The organism is Mycobacterium paraffinicum (assembly GCF_001907675.1).
Lineage (GTDB): Bacteria > Actinomycetota > Actinomycetes > Mycobacteriales > Mycobacteriaceae > Mycobacterium > Mycobacterium paraffinicum_A.
The window spans coordinates 86,758-101,327 of record NZ_MPNT01000003.1 but is presented as its reverse complement, the minus strand read 5'-3'; the positions used below and the strand labels follow the sequence as shown (position 1 = coordinate 101,327).

Here is a 14,570-nt window from a genome sequence, read left to right as displayed (position 1 = left end):
TCATCGAGCGTCACAATTCGATGGAAGGTATCGAATGAGTCTTCGACTTCGCCCGGCCGACCGATCCACGTCGGTCGGCACTGTGGATCGGCAGGTGAGCGCGGCGCCGATCCTCAGGCCAGCGGGGGAGATCCGCCAACGGATGACAGTCGCATGATCGACGGGCTGCGCATCCGGGTCGACACGTCGGATCCGGACGACGCGTGCACCCAGATCGGGTCCGTCTACTGTCCCCACCGCCTCACCGTGAAGGGGAGGCTGTCCGCCTTCCGTGCGCGGCACGCCGAAGGAGGCAGCAGCGGGCTCGGTGTCTACTCCCTGACGTACGGGTCGGGTACTACGGTGCTGGATTCAGTCACTTTCGATGACTTCGTGCTCGTGTCCCACCAGATCAGCGGTCGCTTGGTGGCCCGAGCCGGAAGCGGGGAACGGATCCTGTTGCCGGGCGAACACGTGGTGCTGGACGCTCACACGGCGTATCGACTGCGCTGGGAAGAGAACTGCCGCATTTTCCACGCGCGGCTTCCCCGTAGCGCATTCGAGGCGACTGTTGCCGAGTTCGCCGGCGCGAGTCAAACGGCTGCGGTTCGATTCCCGTTGAGCCGGCGCCCCACCAAACCCGGAGGGGCGGCCGTCGCGAAGGTTATGCACGTGCTGCTCCGGAATGCCGGACCCGATGGCCTCCTGGCGTCCGGGTCGTTACTGTCCGCCCAAATGCGTCGGATGCTGGTAGCGAGCATCGTCGAGGCCTACCCCGGGGTTTATCGCACGGCCGACGAAGGTCGCAGCGGCGTCGTCAGACCACGCGCCGTGCGGCGTGCAATCGCCTATCTCGAGGAATCCGCAGCCGAGGACATCCGGATCAACGACGTGGCGGCCGCGGCACGGGTGAGCACCCGCGCCCTCCAAGAAGCCTTTCGCAAGCACCTCGACACGACCCCCATGGCGTATCTGAAGTCGATTCGTCTTGCCCGCGCGCACGCGGACCTGCGGCAGGCATCCGTCGAGGAAGGTACGACCGTGGCAGCCGTTGCGTACCGCTGGGGGTTCGGCAACCTCGGCCGTTTCGCCGCCGACTACCGGCGGGAGTTCGGCCGCTCTCCCAGCGAGGTGCTGCGTGCGGGGCAATGACGGAACGGTAGCCACACAAAAGCGGTCTGCCCAGGTCAGCGGCTCCTACGGGTATGGTGCTTGATGTGGTGAGAATTCCGCGACCGCCCCACCCCAGCGTCAAGCCGCCCGGGGCGAAGGTCGACGCGCGCAGCGAGCGTTGGCGCGAACACCGCAAGAAGGTTCGCGGCGAAATCGTGGATGCGGCCTTCCGCGCCATCGACCGCCTGGGCCCCGAGCTCAGCGTGCGGGAGATCGCCGAGGAGGCCGGCACCGCCAAGCCGAAGATCTACCGGCATTTCCACGACAAGTCCGACCTGTTCCAGGCCATCGGGGAGCGGCTGCGCGACATGCTCTGGGCGGCGATCTTCCCGGCGATCGACCTCAAGACCGACTCGGCGCGCGAGGTGATCCACCGCGCCGTCGACGAGTACGTCAACCTCGTCGACCAGCACCCCAACGTGCTGCGGGTCTTCATCCAGGGTCGAACGGCGGCCAGCCCCCAGATCCTCAACGAGGGTCGCGGGATCACGCTGGCGATGGCCGACCTGTTCGACAACGAGCTGCGCGAAATGGAGCTGGACCACGCGGCGTTCGAGCTGGCCGCGCATGCCGCCTTCGGTTCGGCCGCCTCGGCCACCGAATGGTGGCTGGGCCCGGACCCGCAGAGCGCGCGCCGCATGCCGCGCGAACAGTTCGTCGCGCATCTGACGACGATCTTGGTGGGGGTCATCGTCGGCACCGCCGAGGTGCTCGGCATCGCGATGGACCCCGATCAGCCGGTGCACAGCGTGGTGCCCAGCAACCCCGCCGCGAGCTGAGGACTTTCGGCCACGTTGACATCGTTGCGGCGGTCGTCGACACTCGTGCCAACCGATACCCTGGGTACCGGGTATTTCTAACAGGAAGATCGATTCACCGTGACCGACGTTGTGACACACGCCGAACCGACATCCGCACACCAGCCCGTGCACACCCGCGCCATCATCATCGGGACCGGGTTCTCCGGCCTGGGCATGGCGATCCGGCTGCAGCAGCAGGGCGTGGACTTCGTCATCCTGGAAAAGTTCGACGACGTCGGCGGCACCTGGCGTGACAACAGTTACCCCGGCTGCGCCTGCGACATCCCGTCGCACCTCTACTCCTTCTCGTTCGAGCCCAAGCCCGACTGGCGCAACCCGTTCTCCTACCAGCCCGAGATCTGGGACTACCTCAAGGGCGTCACCGAGAAATACGGGCTGCGCCGCTACATCGAGTTCAACTCGCACGTCGACCGGGCGCACTGGGACGACGACGAACAGCGCTGGCACGTCTTCACCAAGGACGGCCGCGAATTCGTCGGGCAGTTCCTGATCTCGGGCGCGGGCGCGCTGCACATCCCGTCGCTGCCCGACATCGAGGGCCGCGACGAATTCCGCGGTCCCGCCTTCCATTCCGCGGAATGGGATCACAGCGTCGATCTGACCGGCAAGCGGGTGGCGATGATCGGGACCGGCGCAAGCGCGATCCAGATCGTGCCGGAAATCGTCGGACAGGTGGCCGAACTTCAGCTCTACCAGCGCACCCCGCCATGGGTGGTGCCGCGCTCCAACCCCGAGATTCCGGTGGCGGTGCGCCGGGCCATGGCCAACGTCCCCGGCCTGCGGGCCTTGGTGCGTCTCGCGATCTATTGGGGACAAGAGGCGCTGGCCATCGGCATGACCAAGCGTCCCAACGCGCTGAAGTTCATCGAGGCCTACGTCAAATACAACATCCGCCGGTCGGTCAAGGACCGCGAACTGCGCCGCAAGCTGACCCCGCACTATCGCATCGGCTGCAAGCGAATCCTGAACTCCTCCACGTACTATCGCGCGGTCGCTGACCCGAAGACCGAACTCATCACCGAGCACATCGCCCGGATCACGCCCACCGGGATCGTCACCGCCGACGGCACGGAGCGCGAAGTCGACGTGATCGTGTACGGCACCGGCTTCCACGTCACCGACTCCTACACCTACGTCCAGATCAAGGGCCACAACGGCGAGGATCTGGTGGACCGGTGGAACCGGGAGGGCATCGCCGCCCACCGCGGCATCACCGTCGCCGACATGCCCAACCTGTTCTTCCTGCTGGGGCCGAACACCGGCCTGGGCCACAACTCGGTGGTGTTCATGATCGAGTCCCAGATTCGCTACGTTGCCAGCGCGATCAAGACCTGCGACAAGCTGGGCGTGCAGGCGCTGGCGCCCACGCGCGCCGCGCAGGACGCCTTCAACGACGGGTTGCAGCGCAGGCTGGGGCCGTCGGTGTGGAACAGCGGTGGCTGCGCCAGCTGGTATCTCGACGAGCACGGCAAGAACACCGTGCTGTGGGGCGGCTACACCTGGGAGTACTGGCGGGAGACACGTTCGGTCAAGCCCGAGGAGTACGAGTTCTTCGGCAACGGCTCAAGCGCCAAGCGCTTGGCGGCGAAAGCGCGGGACTGAGTACCGGGGGAACCGCCCGGTAGTGGCGCGACCGGCTCCGGGCTGGCCGGGGCGGTTCACCAATTTGTCTTTCATTCGGGCCGTCAGCCCGCCGTCTAGCTCTTACACTCAGTGAGCAATGTGCGCTTATCAGATCGTCGTGGTCGGCACCGATGGCTCGGACTCGTCGCTGCTTGCGGTGGAGCGAGCGGCAGCGATCGCTGCGCATCATGGCGCGAAATTAGTCGTCGCGACCGCGCATCTCCCCGTTTCCGTGGAAAAGGGCCGCTACGCCATCCCACCGGGAAGCGACCACGGTCAGGACTACCGGACGGTGGGCGAAGCCCCCTTCTTCGCGATCCTGCAGAACGCCAGGGAGCGGGCGCACCAAGCGGGGGCCAAGCACGTGGAGGAGAAGCCGATCGTCGGTCCTCCCATCAACGCGCTGGTGCAGCTCGCCGAGGAGATCGAGGCCGACCTGCTGGTCGTCGGCAACGTCGGGCTCAGCAGCGTCGCCGGGCGACTGCTGGGATCAGTGCCGTCCGAGGTCTCCCGCAGGGCGAAGACCGACGTCCTGATCGTCCACACCTCCGGCTGATCTTCCGACCCCCGACCGCCTAGGCGTCCGCGGACGCGGTTGGCGCGCTGTGCCGTTCGCTTGACTCCGAGCCTTTCGCGAATGAGCGAAGGCTCAGGCGCACGATGCGATCCAGAACCCGGTCGGATACGACGCGGCTGACTCGGGTGAGGATCGCGGCGTCGCGACCGATGGTGTAGCGGGTCCGGGGGCGGGACGCGGTCGCCGCCTTGACGATCACCTTGGCCGCGTGTTCGGCCGACACGCCATCCTCGCCGAACGATCGGGCTTGGGCGGTGACGGCTGCCGCGAGCGCGTCGTAGCGCGCGAGCTGGGCGGGGCTCATGTCGGCCATCAGCGCCTCCGCGGTGGCGATTCCCCGCTCGGCCATTTCGGTTCTGACCGCGCCGGGCTCGACGACGACGACCTTGATCCCGAGATGGCCGACCTCGCGGCGCAGGGCGTCGCTGACCGCCTCGAGCGCGAACTTCGAACCGGCGTATGCGCCATAGGTCGGCAAGACGACCTTGCCGCCGACGGAACTGATGTTCACGACGGTGCCCTTGCTGCCAAACAACGCCGGCAACAGCGCCTGCGTCATCGCGATGTGTCCGAACAGGTTGACCTCGAACTGCTTGCGCCACTGCGCCATCGGCAACGTTTCCACCGGGGCGTTGATCGCGATCCCGGCGTTGTTGACCAGCGCGCGCAGCGGCCGGCGCAGTGGATCGTTCGCGACGCGATCGGCAATTGCGGCGATGTCCGATTCGGCGGTGATGTCGAGGATCACCGGTTCGACGCCCTCGGCGCGCAACGCGTCAGCGTCGGCGTCGCGGCGTACACCGGCAAGGACGTGAAAGCCCCTGCGCGCCAACTCCTTCGCGGTCGCCGCACCCATGCCCGTGGAAGCACCGGTGACGACGACCAGCTCCCGGCGATCGATGCGGTTCGTGGAATTCATGGCGGTCTCCGTCCGAGTGCGGCGCTTGAGTTGACGTTGTCAACTGAAGCTAAGCCTTTGAGTTGACATTGTCAACTCAAAGGCCGGCATATGCTCGGCAGGTGACGACACGCGCGGAAAGTGCCGCGGCCACGCGCCGTTCGCTGCTCGAGGCCGCCGGCGCCCTGCTGGACCTCGGCGGCGTCGAGGCGGTCACGCTGCGGGAGGTGGGGGCCCGGGCCGGCGTTTCGCGCTCGGCGGCGTATCGCCACTTCGCCGACAAGGAATCGCTGCTCGCCGTCGTGGCCACCAACGCGCTGAGCGAATTGGGTGAGCTGCTCGAGGCTTTGGTTGCCAGCGACGATCCGCCCGAGGAGTCGTTGCGCTCCGGACTGCTTTCGCTGATCGCGCTCGGCCGCGCCCGGCCCCACCTGTACCGGCTGATGTTCACCCCGCCGCCGGGGGACCCCACCGACGCGATGCAGGCGGCCCAACGCGCGCAGGATCTGTTCCTCGACATCGTGGGTCGCATCACCGGTCCGCAACGGGCGCGACGCTATGGGGCGTTGCTACTGACCAGCGCCCACGGCATCACGGGTTTGGACTTGAGCGGCCACCTGGATCTGGACAAGTGGCACACCAACGCAGAGGAGCTCGTCGACACCCTGATCTCAGTGTTGCCCAAAGCGAAGTAGTCTCGCGAAGGCTTCTGCCGCGGCGTCGACCCCGGCGTCGTCGTCGGTGGCCACGAGGTCCAACAGCAGGCCGCGGATGACGGCCAGCCCCAGCCTGGCCAGTGCCGGGTCCGAATCGCCGTCCAGCGCCCCTATCTCCGCCAGCCAGCCGTCGACAGCGCCGGGAACCATACGGGCAAAAGACTTTTCGCCCTGGGCGGCGCGGGCGTAGCACTCGAAGAAGAGTCGTTCCAGGTTGCGCAGCTCGGGCCGACGGACGTCGGCCCACATGGCGGCGAAGCCCTCGGCCGGTGTCCGGGGCAGGTCGGTCAGGACCCCCATCTGGTGGCGCTCCACCTCCTCGACGACAGCCAGCAGCATGCCATCGCGGGAACCGAAGTGGTGCAACAACATTCGATGGCTGGTGCCGACCGCAGCGGCCACCTCGCGCAGCGAACGGTCGCCGATGCCGCCGGTGGCGAACTCCTGGATCAGCGCATCGAGCAGCTGCCGGCGCCGCGCAACGTCAGGAGTGCGCGCCATCGGCGCGGCTGAGTTGCTCAGACCGGGCCTTGAGGCCCTGGGCCTCCATCTCGAGGTAGCGCTTGGTCATCGACACCATGAGGCGACCCACCAGCGCGCCGAGGAAGCCGCGCTGATCGAGTTCCTGGCGCACCAGGGTGCGCCCGCCGGGCAGGCCGGTGACGTAGTGGCGCGCGACTGTCGACGCGCCGGGGGACCGCACCTCCCACGTCCACGACGAGCCGGGGTCGATCTCGGTGACCGTCCACACGAGCTTGGGCATGCGGGGTTGCTTGATCGCGAACCGCTTGCCGGTGGCAAGCGCGGGACCGTCCCGCCCGACCAGCGACGTCACCGACGCGGTCCATTCGGGCCAGCGCGCGACGTCGCTGAAGACGTCCCACACCAGCTGCGACGGTGCATCGATCTCGACACTGTCTTCGGTAAACATGTACCAAATGGTACATCCAAAGCAGGGCCTTGGATAGCTCCTCCTCGCATGACGCGTCGACCGCGCAATACTTGAGAAAGTGACATCGAACGCGGCCCCCGGGCACGACACGCAAAACACAACTTCTTGTGTTCCGCCCCGTTGTCGTACCCCAGGGGTAGTGTTTGGAGCCTGACGTCCCTCAGGCAAAACGGCGTGTGAAGTGGGGTTCTGGTGACCGAAAACATGAAGCTGATTGACCGCGTTTCGGCGATCAACTGGAACCGGCTGCAGGACGAAAAGGATGCCGAGGTCTGGGACCGGCTGACCGGAAACTTCTGGCTCCCCGAGAAGGTGCCGGTGTCCAACGACCTCCCCTCGTGGGCGACGCTGACGGCCGGCGAGAAGCAGCTGACCATGCGGGTGTTCACCGGGCTGACGCTGCTGGACACCATCCAGGGCACCGTCGGCGCGGTCAGCCTCATTCCCGACGCGCTGACCCCGCACGAGGAGGCCGTCTACACCAACATCGCCTTCATGGAGTCGGTGCACGCCCGCAGCTACAGCAACATCTTCTCCACGCTGTGCTCGACGGCCGAGATCGACGACGCGTTCCGCTGGTCGGAGGAGAACCCCAACCTGCAGCGCAAGGCCGAGATCGTCATGCAGTACTACAAGGGCGACCAGCCGCTCAAGCGCAAGGTCGCTTCGACGCTGCTGGAAAGCTTCCTGTTCTACTCCGGCTTTTACCTGCCGATGTACTGGTCGAGCCGGGCCAAGCTGACCAACACCGCCGACATGATCCGGCTGATCATCCGCGACGAGGCCGTGCACGGCTACTACATCGGCTACAAGTACCAGCGCGGGCTGGCACTGGTCGACGAGGCCAAGCGCGCCGAGCTCAAGGACTACACCTACGAGCTGCTCTTCGAGCTCTACGACAACGAGGTGGAGTACACCCAGGACCTCTACGACGAGGTGGGGCTGACCGAGGACGTCAAGAAGTTCCTGCGCTACAACGCCAACAAGGCGCTGATGAACCTGGGCTACGAGGCGCTGTTCCCGCGGGACGAGACCGACGTGAATCCGGCGATCCTGTCGGCGCTCTCACCCAACGCCGACGAGAACCACGACTTCTTCTCCGGCTCGGGCTCGAGCTACGTGATCGGCAAGGCAGTCGTCACCGAAGACGAGGACTGGGACTTCTAAAAGTCTTTTTGAGAATCGGGCCGGCCGCGCACGTCGGGGGGGAGGGACTGGGGCCGGCCCGATCTCCTATTCAGACACCGGCTGTGCCGATTTTCTTCCCGCGGGGCTCTTCGCGCTCCCGGGCGGTGGCGGCACCCAGGCCCGCAATACCTTGCGGCCGATCAGCTGGCAGCCGTGCGTGTGCGCCAATTGCTTTGCGGCCCTGGTGAATTCCTGATTGCTCACCACGATGCTGCGAGCGCACCCGTGGTGGCGGGCGCCGGAGACCACCTGCTGAACGGCCGCGACACCCACCGTCTTGCCGTAGCGCTTGCACTGGACCGCCACCCAGTGGCCGTCGAGTTCGGCGATCAGGTCGACGCCGTAATCCCCGACCGGCGGGGTGAACGTCACCCGCCAGCCCGCCCGGCGCAGGCGGGTGGCCACATAGCCCTCGAACTCGACCCCGTCCATCGCGTCGATCGCCCGCATGCTCGCGTCGGCGCGCCCGCCGCGCGGCCATCGGCGCTTGGTCGACCAGCCGACGAGCACCTCGAGCAGCACCACCAGGTAGAACGCCAGGAACCCTAGCCCGGGACTGTGCTCGACGACGCCGACGACCAGCCCGCAGGCGAGGGGGAGGACGACGAGTGCGGTGAGCACGCCTCGATCGTAGGGAGGGGCGACGACAAAACCTGGTCTTTAACGGCAAGCGCCGCGCCCGGGGCGGACATGTTCGGGCAGTGAACGGCGTATGAATTGTGCGGATGGAGCGACGGGCCGGTAGCGCCGGTGCGGCCCATGCCCCGACACTGTTCTGGTGACGAAACCCGCCTCCCCCGAGAAGGATCACCGCCGCCACTTCTGCCGTTCAGTGATTCGGTGGCTGCAGGTCGGCTACCCGAACGGAGTTCCCGGCCCGGACCGCGTGCCGTTGATGGCCCTGCTCCGCAGCACACCGCTGACGGAAGACCAGATCCGCGAGGTGGTGCGCCACATCAGCGCCAAGGAAGGGTCACCGGAGACGATCGATCATCCGATCGATCGCGACGAGATCGCCGAATTCATCTCCGACATGACGCAATTCGACGCCGGCAAGGAGAACGTCATCCGGGTGGCCGCCACGCTGGCCGCGGCCGGATGGCCGCTGGCCGGCATCGACGTCAGCGAGGTCGTTCCCGACGACGAGCACGCGGAGGCGGCCGAGGTCATCGCCCGTGACTGCGCCCCCGACGCGCCGTCAGAGGTCGCGTCATAGCTTCGAGATGTCGATGACGAAGCGGTAGCGAACGTCGCTCGCCAGCACTCGCTCGTACGCCTCATTGATGTAATCCGGCTCGACCAGCTCGATTTCGGGCGTCACGTCGTGTTCGGCGCAGAAGTCCAGCATTTCCTGGGTTTCTGCGATCCCGCCGATGTTCGACCCGGAAAGGCTGCGGCGCGCCAAGGCGAGCGCGAACGCCGGCACCTCCATGGGGTGCTCCGGGATGCCGAGTTCGACGAGGGTGCCGTCGACGCGGAGCAGCTTCAGATAGTCGGCCAGGTTGAGGTTGGCCGAGACGGTGTTGAGGATCAGGTCGAAGCTGCCGCGCAATTTGCGGAATGTTTCGGGATCGGCGGTGGCGTAGTACTCGCTGGCCCCCAGCCGCAGCCCGTCCTCCATCTTCTTCAGCGACTGCGACAGCACGGTCACGTGGGCGCCCATCGCGGCACCCAGTTTGACGCCCATGTGTCCCAGCCCGCCCAGGCCGATGATCGCCAGGCGGGTGCCCTCGCCGGCCTTCCAGTGCCGTAGCGGGGAGAACAGCGTGATGCCGGCGCACAGCAGCGGCGCCGCCTTGTCCAGCGGCAGGGAGTCGGGGATGCGCACGACGTAGTTCTCGTCGACGACGACCGCTTGGCTGTAGCCGCCCTGCGTCACGGTGCCGTCCCGGTCGATGGCGTTGTAGGTGCCGACCATGCCCCGTTCGCAGTACTGCTCGAGCCCGGCCCGGCAGCTGCGGCATTCGCGGCACGAGTTCACCATGCAGCCCACGCCGACGCGGTCACCCACCTTGTGCTTGGTGACCTCGGGGCCGACGGCGGTCACCACGCCGGCGATCTCGTGGCCCACGACCAGCGGGTAATGCGGCTCGCCCCACTCGCCCTTGACGGTGTGGATGTCCGAGTGGCAGATGCCGGCGAATTTGATGTCGATCGCCACGTCGTGCGGGCCCGGGTCGCGGCGGGTGATGGTGGTCTTGGTCAACGGTTCGGTTGCCGACGGGGCGGCATAGGCCGACACAGTGCTCATGGATATCCCTTTTCGAGTTCGATGCGTCCTGAAGAAGTTTAGCTAAGGTAATGTTTTGGGGCTACCTGGCGGAGGGGCGCTAGTTGATCGGCGCGTTTACCAGCCGCAGGTCGTCGACGATGCCTCGGGCGGCGACCAGGCCCTCGCCGGTCTGCCAGATCTCATCGTTGACGACGTAGACGCGGTTGTCGTGGTTGGCGGAAAGCTTGCGCCACGGGTTGCTGTCGAGCACGGTGGCGGCGCGCTGGGCGGCCGCCGGTGACGCACACGACAGGTAGACGACGTCGGCGTCGGCGGCGGACAGGTCTGGATTCTTGGCCAGGTCGTCGTCGGTGGCGCCGATCTCGATGTAGGGCTTGTCGGTGAATCGCTGGGCGGCCGGCCTGTCCACCCCGACCGCGCCGAGCACGCTGGCCGGGAAGTTGTTGGTGCCGTACACGCGGATCGTGTCGGTGGTCAGCTGCACGATTGACGCCTGGAAATGCGAGGCGTCATGCCGCGCGCCGATATCGCTCGCCCGCTGCGAAAAGCCGTTGAGCAGCGCGTCTGCGGCGCCGCCGCGCGCCGTCGCGGCGCCCACGCCGCGCAGGTTGTCCTCCCACGCCGCACCGGGCGCCGCGGTGAACACCGTCGGCGCGATCGCGGCGAGCTGCGGATACAGCGTGGGCGTCAACCCCTGCGATCCCAGGATCAGGTCGGGGTGTTTCGCCGCGATCGCGCCGAGGTCCGGGTTGCCGCGGGTGCCGACGCCGGGCATCCCGTGCACGGCGTTGCCCAGGTAGGCGGGCTGGCTCGAGGATCCGTCCGGCAGGGCGGCGGCGACCACCCGCGACTGCAGTCCGAGCGCGCACAGCGCGTCGAGCTGGTCGCCGGAGAGGACCACGATGCGCTGTGGCTCCGCCGGAACTTGCACGACGTCCGGTGTGACGCCGGCCGCGTTGTGGGCCTGCCGCGTCTTCGGCCCGGGATCGGCCGCCGCGGCATCCCGCGCGCACGAGTCGTCGGGTCGGCGGTCGTTGCCGAGCACCCCGGCGCCCGCGATCTGCGTGGTGGGGGTGACCAGGGCGGGGGTCGTCGCCAAGGTGGCGGGCTTGCCGGATCCGCAGCCGCCGCACGTGACGGCGACCGCCGCCGCCAGCGCGGCTACCGCGGGCAGGAAAGCGGTTCTGGTCATGCCGAAAAGCACGCGTCAGACGCTAACACCCGCGGGCTCGGCGCCCGGCACGCCGAAACGACACGCCGCACCGCCGAGCCGTTTACGACAGTTTGTAGGACCAGCCCTGACGTCGCCATGATCGGCGGTTAAGATTCGTGTCAGCTCTGTTTTTTTGGGCCCCTGTCCTAACTGTTTGGAGAAGCTGTTGACAGCCGAAGCGCCCCCCTTGGGAGAACTCGAGGCCGTTCGCCCGTACCCGGACCGGACCGGTCCCAAAGGGAACCTCGTCTACAAACTGATCACGACCACCGATCACAAGATGATCGGCATCATGTACACGGTCACCTGCTTCGTCTTCTTCTTCATCGGCGGACTGATGGCCCTGTTGATGCGCACCGAGCTGGCCGCGCCCGGACTGCAATTCCTGTCCAATGAGCAGTACAACCAGCTGTTCACCATGCACGGCACGATCATGCTGCTGCTGTACGCGACGCCGGTCGTGTTCGGGTTCGCCAACCTGGTGCTGCCGCTGCAGATCGGTGCGCCCGACGTGGCGTTCCCGCGGCTGAACGCCTTCTCGTTCTGGCTGTTCCTCTTCGGTGGTCTGACCGCGGCGGCCGGCTTCATCGTCCCCGGCGGGGCCGCTGACTTCGGCTGGACGGCCTACACGCCGCTGTCGGACGCCGTGCACTCGCCCGGCGCGGGCGGGGACCTGTGGATCACCGGCCTGATCGTCGCGGGTCTGGGCACCATCCTGGGTGCGGTCAACATGATCACCACCGTGGTGTGCATGCGCGCGCCCGGCATGACGATGTTCCGGATGCCGATCTTCACCTGGAACATCATGGTGACGTCGATCCTGATCCTGATCGCGTTTCCGATCCTGACCGCCGCGCTGTTCGGGCTGGCGGCCGATCGGCATCTAGGGGCCCACGTCTACGACGCCGCCAACGGCGGGGTCCTGCTCTGGCAGCACCTGTTCTGGTTCTTCGGCCATCCCGAGGTGTACATCATCGCGTTGCCGTTCTTCGGGATCGTCACCGAGATCATCCCGGTGTTCTCCCGCAAGCCCGTCTTCGGTTACACCACTTTGGTTTACGCGACGCTGTCGATTGCCGCGCTGTCGGTCGCGGTGTGGGCGCACCACATGTTCGCCACGGGAGCCGTTCTGCTGCCGTTCTTTTCGTTCATGACGTATCTGATCGCGGTGCCGACGGGGATCAAGTTCTTCAACTGGATCGGCACGATGTGGAAGGGACAAATCACCTTCGAAACCCCGATGCTGTTCTCGGTGGGCTTCCTGGTGACCTTCCTGCTGGGCGGTCTGACCGGGGTGATGCTGGCCAGCCCGCCGCTGGACTTCCACGTCACCGATACCTACTTCGTGGTGGCGCACTTCCACTACGTGCTCTTCGGAACCATCGTGTTCGCCACCTATGCCGGCATCTATTTCTGGTTCCCCAAGATGACCGGCCGGCTGCTCGACGAGCGGCTGGGCAAGCTGCACTTCTGGCTTACCTTTATCGGCTTCCACACCACCTTCCTGGTGCAGCACTGGCTGGGCGACATGGGCATGCCGCGCCGCTACGCCGACTACCTGGCCAGCGACGGCTTCCAGGGCCTGAACATCGTCTCGACGATCGGTGCCTTCATCCTGGGCGCGTCGATGTTCCCGTTCGTCTGGAACGTCTTCAAGAGCTGGCGCTACGGCGAGGTCGTGACCGTCGACGACCCATGGGGTTACGGCAACTCCCTGGAGTGGGCCACCAGCTGCCCGCCGCCGCGGCACAACTTCACCGAGTTGCCCCGAATCCGTTCGGAGCGCCCGGCTTTCGAGCTGCACTACCCGCACATGGTGGAGCGGCTGCGCGCCGAGGCGCACGTGGGACGCCACGCCACGGCGCTGGAATCCCCGAAGGGCTTCGGTCCGAGGACCGAAGCCGATCGCTCGACTCCTGATCAGTAGCGGCGGTAGCCGCAGGTGAATTCACCGCCGAAGGTGTCGGTGCTGATCACCGTCACCGGAGTGGATCAACCGGGTGTCACGTCGGCCCTGTTCGAGGCGCTCTCCCGGCACGGCGTCGAGCTGCTCAACGTCGAACAGGTGGTGATTCGGCACCGGCTGACGCTCGGCGTGCTGGTGTGCTGTCCCGCCGACGTCGCCGACGGCCCCGCCCTGCGCCGTGACGTCGAGTCGGCCATCCGCGGGGTGGGCCTCGACGTCACCATCGAGCGCAGTGACGACGTGCCGATCATCCGGGATCCCTCGACCCACACCATCTTCGTGCTCGGCCGGCCCATCACCGCCGGCGCGTTCGGGGCGGTGGCCCGGGCGGTGGCGACCCTGGGGGTCAACATCGATCTCATCCGCGGTGTCTCCGACTACCCGGTGACCGGCCTCGAGTTGCGGGTCTCGGTGCCGCCGGGATCGGATGCCGCGCTGCGGACGGCGCTGAACCAGGTGTCGGCCGAGGAGCGGGTGGACGTGGCGGTCGAGGACTACACCCTGGAGCGGCGGGCCAAACGGCTGATCGTCTTCGACGTGGACTCGACGCTGGTGCAGGGCGAGGTCATCGAGATGCTGGCCGCCCGCGCGGGCGCGGAGGGCAAGGTCGCCGCCATCACCGAGGCGGCCATGCGGGGCGAGTTGGACTTCGCGCAGTCGCTCGAACAGCGGGTGGCGACGCTGGCCGGCCTGCCCGCCAGCGTGATCGACGAGGTGGCCGAGCAGCTGGAGCTGATGCCCGGGGCCCGGACCACGCTGCGGACGTTGCGTCGCTTGGGTTTTCACTGCGGTGTGGTTTCCGGCGGCTTCCGGGGGATCATCGAGCCGTTGGCCGAGGAGCTGATGTTGGACTACGTCGCCGCCAACGAGCTCGAGATCGTCGACGGCAAACTCACCGGGCGGGTCGTCGGACCGATCATCGACCGCGCCGGCAAGGCCACGGCGCTGCGGGATTTCGCGGAGCGGGCCGGGGTGCCGATGGCGCAGACCGTGGCCGTGGGTGATGGCGCCAACGACATCGACATGCTGGCCGCGGCAGGGCTGGGCGTGGCGTTCAACGCCAAGCCGGCGCTGCGTGAGGTGGCCGACGCGTCGCTGAGCCACCCCTACCTGGACACGGTGCTGTTTCTGCTGGGCGTGACGCGCGGCGAGATCGAGGCCGCCGACGCGGTGACCGGCGAGGTCCGGCGGGTGGAGATCCCGCCCGAGGCGTAGCGCTACGCGTCAAACC

Annotated in this window: 15 protein-coding genes; 9 read left to right on the top strand and 6 right to left on the bottom strand. The window is 67.1% G+C overall.

The genetic code is table 11. From position 1 onward, the window contains the following. The first annotated feature begins 153 nt into the window (after positions 1-153). The 4 genes from BRW65_RS05050 to BRW65_RS05035 all read left to right on the top strand — a co-directional run bounded on the left by BRW65_RS05050 (position 154) and on the right by BRW65_RS05035 (position 4,152). Positions 154-1,131: a helix-turn-helix transcriptional regulator gene (locus tag BRW65_RS05050; RefSeq protein WP_073871972.1), complete on the top strand. Its 978-nt coding sequence runs from the start codon at positions 154-156 to the stop codon at positions 1,129-1,131. 65 nt (positions 1,132-1,196) lie between these two features. Further along, positions 1,197-1,931, top strand: a complete 735-nt coding sequence (locus BRW65_RS05045) for a TetR/AcrR family transcriptional regulator (protein WP_139272884.1) — start codon at positions 1,197-1,199, stop codon at positions 1,929-1,931. A gap of 99 nt (positions 1,932-2,030) precedes the next feature. After that, entirely contained in the window at positions 2,031-3,575 is a 1,545-nt protein-coding gene (locus BRW65_RS05040; RefSeq protein WP_073871970.1) for a flavin-containing monooxygenase, read from the top strand. A gap of 118 nt (positions 3,576-3,693) precedes the next feature. Further along, positions 3,694-4,152, top strand: a complete 459-nt coding sequence (locus BRW65_RS05035; protein ID WP_073871969.1) for a universal stress protein — start codon at positions 3,694-3,696, stop codon at positions 4,150-4,152. 19 nt (positions 4,153-4,171) lie between these two features. On the opposite strand, the gene BRW65_RS05030 is transcribed toward BRW65_RS05035, so the two are convergent. Continuing rightward, on the bottom strand, positions 4,172-5,092 hold the full coding sequence (locus tag BRW65_RS05030; protein ID WP_073871968.1) for an SDR family oxidoreductase: 921 nt from the start codon (positions 5,090-5,092) through the stop codon (positions 4,172-4,174). A gap of 101 nt (positions 5,093-5,193) precedes the next feature. On the opposite strand from BRW65_RS05030, the gene BRW65_RS05025 reads away from it, so the two are divergent. After that, positions 5,194-5,766 (top strand): TetR/AcrR family transcriptional regulator, encoded by a 573-nt coding sequence (locus BRW65_RS05025; protein WP_073871967.1) that lies wholly within the window; start codon positions 5,194-5,196, stop codon positions 5,764-5,766. On the opposite strand, the gene BRW65_RS05020 is transcribed toward BRW65_RS05025, so the two are convergent. Together BRW65_RS05020 and BRW65_RS05015 are read right to left on the bottom strand one after the other, a co-directional pair. After that, positions 5,743-6,288, bottom strand: coding sequence for a TetR/AcrR family transcriptional regulator (locus BRW65_RS05020; protein ID WP_073871966.1), 546 nt, complete (start codon positions 6,286-6,288; stop codon positions 5,743-5,745). The genes BRW65_RS05025 and BRW65_RS05020 overlap by 24 nt on opposite strands. Further along, complete coding sequence (locus tag BRW65_RS05015) at positions 6,272-6,718, bottom strand: SRPBCC family protein (RefSeq protein WP_073871964.1); 447 nt, start codon at positions 6,716-6,718, stop codon at positions 6,272-6,274. Before BRW65_RS05015 ends, BRW65_RS05020 begins: the two co-directional genes overlap by 17 nt. A gap of 213 nt (positions 6,719-6,931) precedes the next feature. Between BRW65_RS05015 and nrdF the strand changes: the two genes are divergently transcribed. After that, positions 6,932-7,906, top strand: a complete 975-nt coding sequence (gene nrdF / locus BRW65_RS05010) for a class 1b ribonucleoside-diphosphate reductase subunit beta (RefSeq protein ID WP_208611756.1) — start codon at positions 6,932-6,934, stop codon at positions 7,904-7,906. A 66-nt stretch (positions 7,907-7,972) separates the two neighbouring features. On the opposite strand, the gene BRW65_RS05005 is transcribed toward nrdF, so the two are convergent. Beyond that, a complete protein-coding gene (locus BRW65_RS05005) occupies positions 7,973-8,548 on the bottom strand; it encodes a restriction endonuclease (RefSeq protein WP_073871962.1) in 576 nt (191 codons plus the stop codon). Between the two features lie 157 nt (positions 8,549-8,705). Here BRW65_RS05005 and BRW65_RS05000 point away from each other — a divergent pair, with 157 nt between their 5' ends. Then, the gene (locus BRW65_RS05000; RefSeq protein ID WP_139272883.1) at positions 8,706-9,143 is read left to right on the top strand and encodes a DUF3349 domain-containing protein; all 438 of its coding nucleotides are present in this window, start codon (positions 8,706-8,708) and stop codon (positions 9,141-9,143) included. Here the strand turns inward: BRW65_RS05000 and BRW65_RS04995 are convergent. Then, complete coding sequence (locus tag BRW65_RS04995; protein ID WP_073871958.1) at positions 9,138-10,178, bottom strand: NAD(P)-dependent alcohol dehydrogenase; 1,041 nt, start codon at positions 10,176-10,178, stop codon at positions 9,138-9,140. The two genes, BRW65_RS05000 and BRW65_RS04995, sit on opposite strands and share 6 nt — an antisense overlap. A 79-nt stretch (positions 10,179-10,257) precedes the next feature. Beyond that, complete coding sequence (locus BRW65_RS04990; protein WP_073871956.1) at positions 10,258-11,352, bottom strand: iron-siderophore ABC transporter substrate-binding protein; 1,095 nt, start codon at positions 11,350-11,352, stop codon at positions 10,258-10,260. Positions 11,353-11,539: 187 nt separating this feature from the next. Here BRW65_RS04990 and ctaD point away from each other — a divergent pair, with 187 nt between their 5' ends. After that, positions 11,540-13,300 carry an aa3-type cytochrome oxidase subunit I gene (gene ctaD, locus BRW65_RS04985; RefSeq protein WP_073872321.1) on the top strand — a complete coding sequence of 587 codons (1,761 nt, stop codon included), beginning with the start codon at positions 11,540-11,542 and terminating at the stop codon, positions 13,298-13,300. A gap of 15 nt (positions 13,301-13,315) precedes the next feature. Further along, positions 13,316-14,554 (top strand): phosphoserine phosphatase SerB, encoded by a 1,239-nt coding sequence (gene serB / locus BRW65_RS04980; RefSeq protein WP_073871954.1) that lies wholly within the window; start codon positions 13,316-13,318, stop codon positions 14,552-14,554. The last annotated feature ends 16 nt before the right edge of the window (positions 14,555-14,570 follow it).

What these genes read in the sequence shown, in the direction of transcription:
- BRW65_RS05050 (WP_073871972.1), top strand. Translation starts at nt 154, where the DNA reads ATGATCGACGGGCTGCGCATCCGGGTCGACACGTCGGATCCGGACGAC.
- BRW65_RS05035 (WP_073871969.1), top strand. Translation starts at nt 3,694, where the DNA reads ATGTGCGCTTATCAGATCGTCGTGGTCGGCACCGATGGCTCGGACTCG.
- BRW65_RS05030 (WP_073871968.1), bottom strand. Translation starts at nt 5,092, where the DNA reads ATGAATTCCACGAACCGCATCGATCGCCGGGAGCTGGTCGTCGTCACC.
- BRW65_RS05020 (WP_073871966.1), bottom strand. Translation starts at nt 6,288, where the DNA reads ATGGCGCGCACTCCTGACGTTGCGCGGCGCCGGCAGCTGCTCGATGCG.
- BRW65_RS05015 (WP_073871964.1), bottom strand. Translation starts at nt 6,718, where the DNA reads ATGTTTACCGAAGACAGTGTCGAGATCGATGCACCGTCGCAGCTGGTG.
- BRW65_RS04995 (WP_073871958.1), bottom strand. Translation starts at nt 10,178, where the DNA reads ATGAGCACTGTGTCGGCCTATGCCGCCCCGTCGGCAACCGAACCGTTG.
- BRW65_RS04990 (WP_073871956.1), bottom strand. Translation starts at nt 11,352, where the DNA reads ATGACCAGAACCGCTTTCCTGCCCGCGGTAGCCGCGCTGGCGGCGGCG.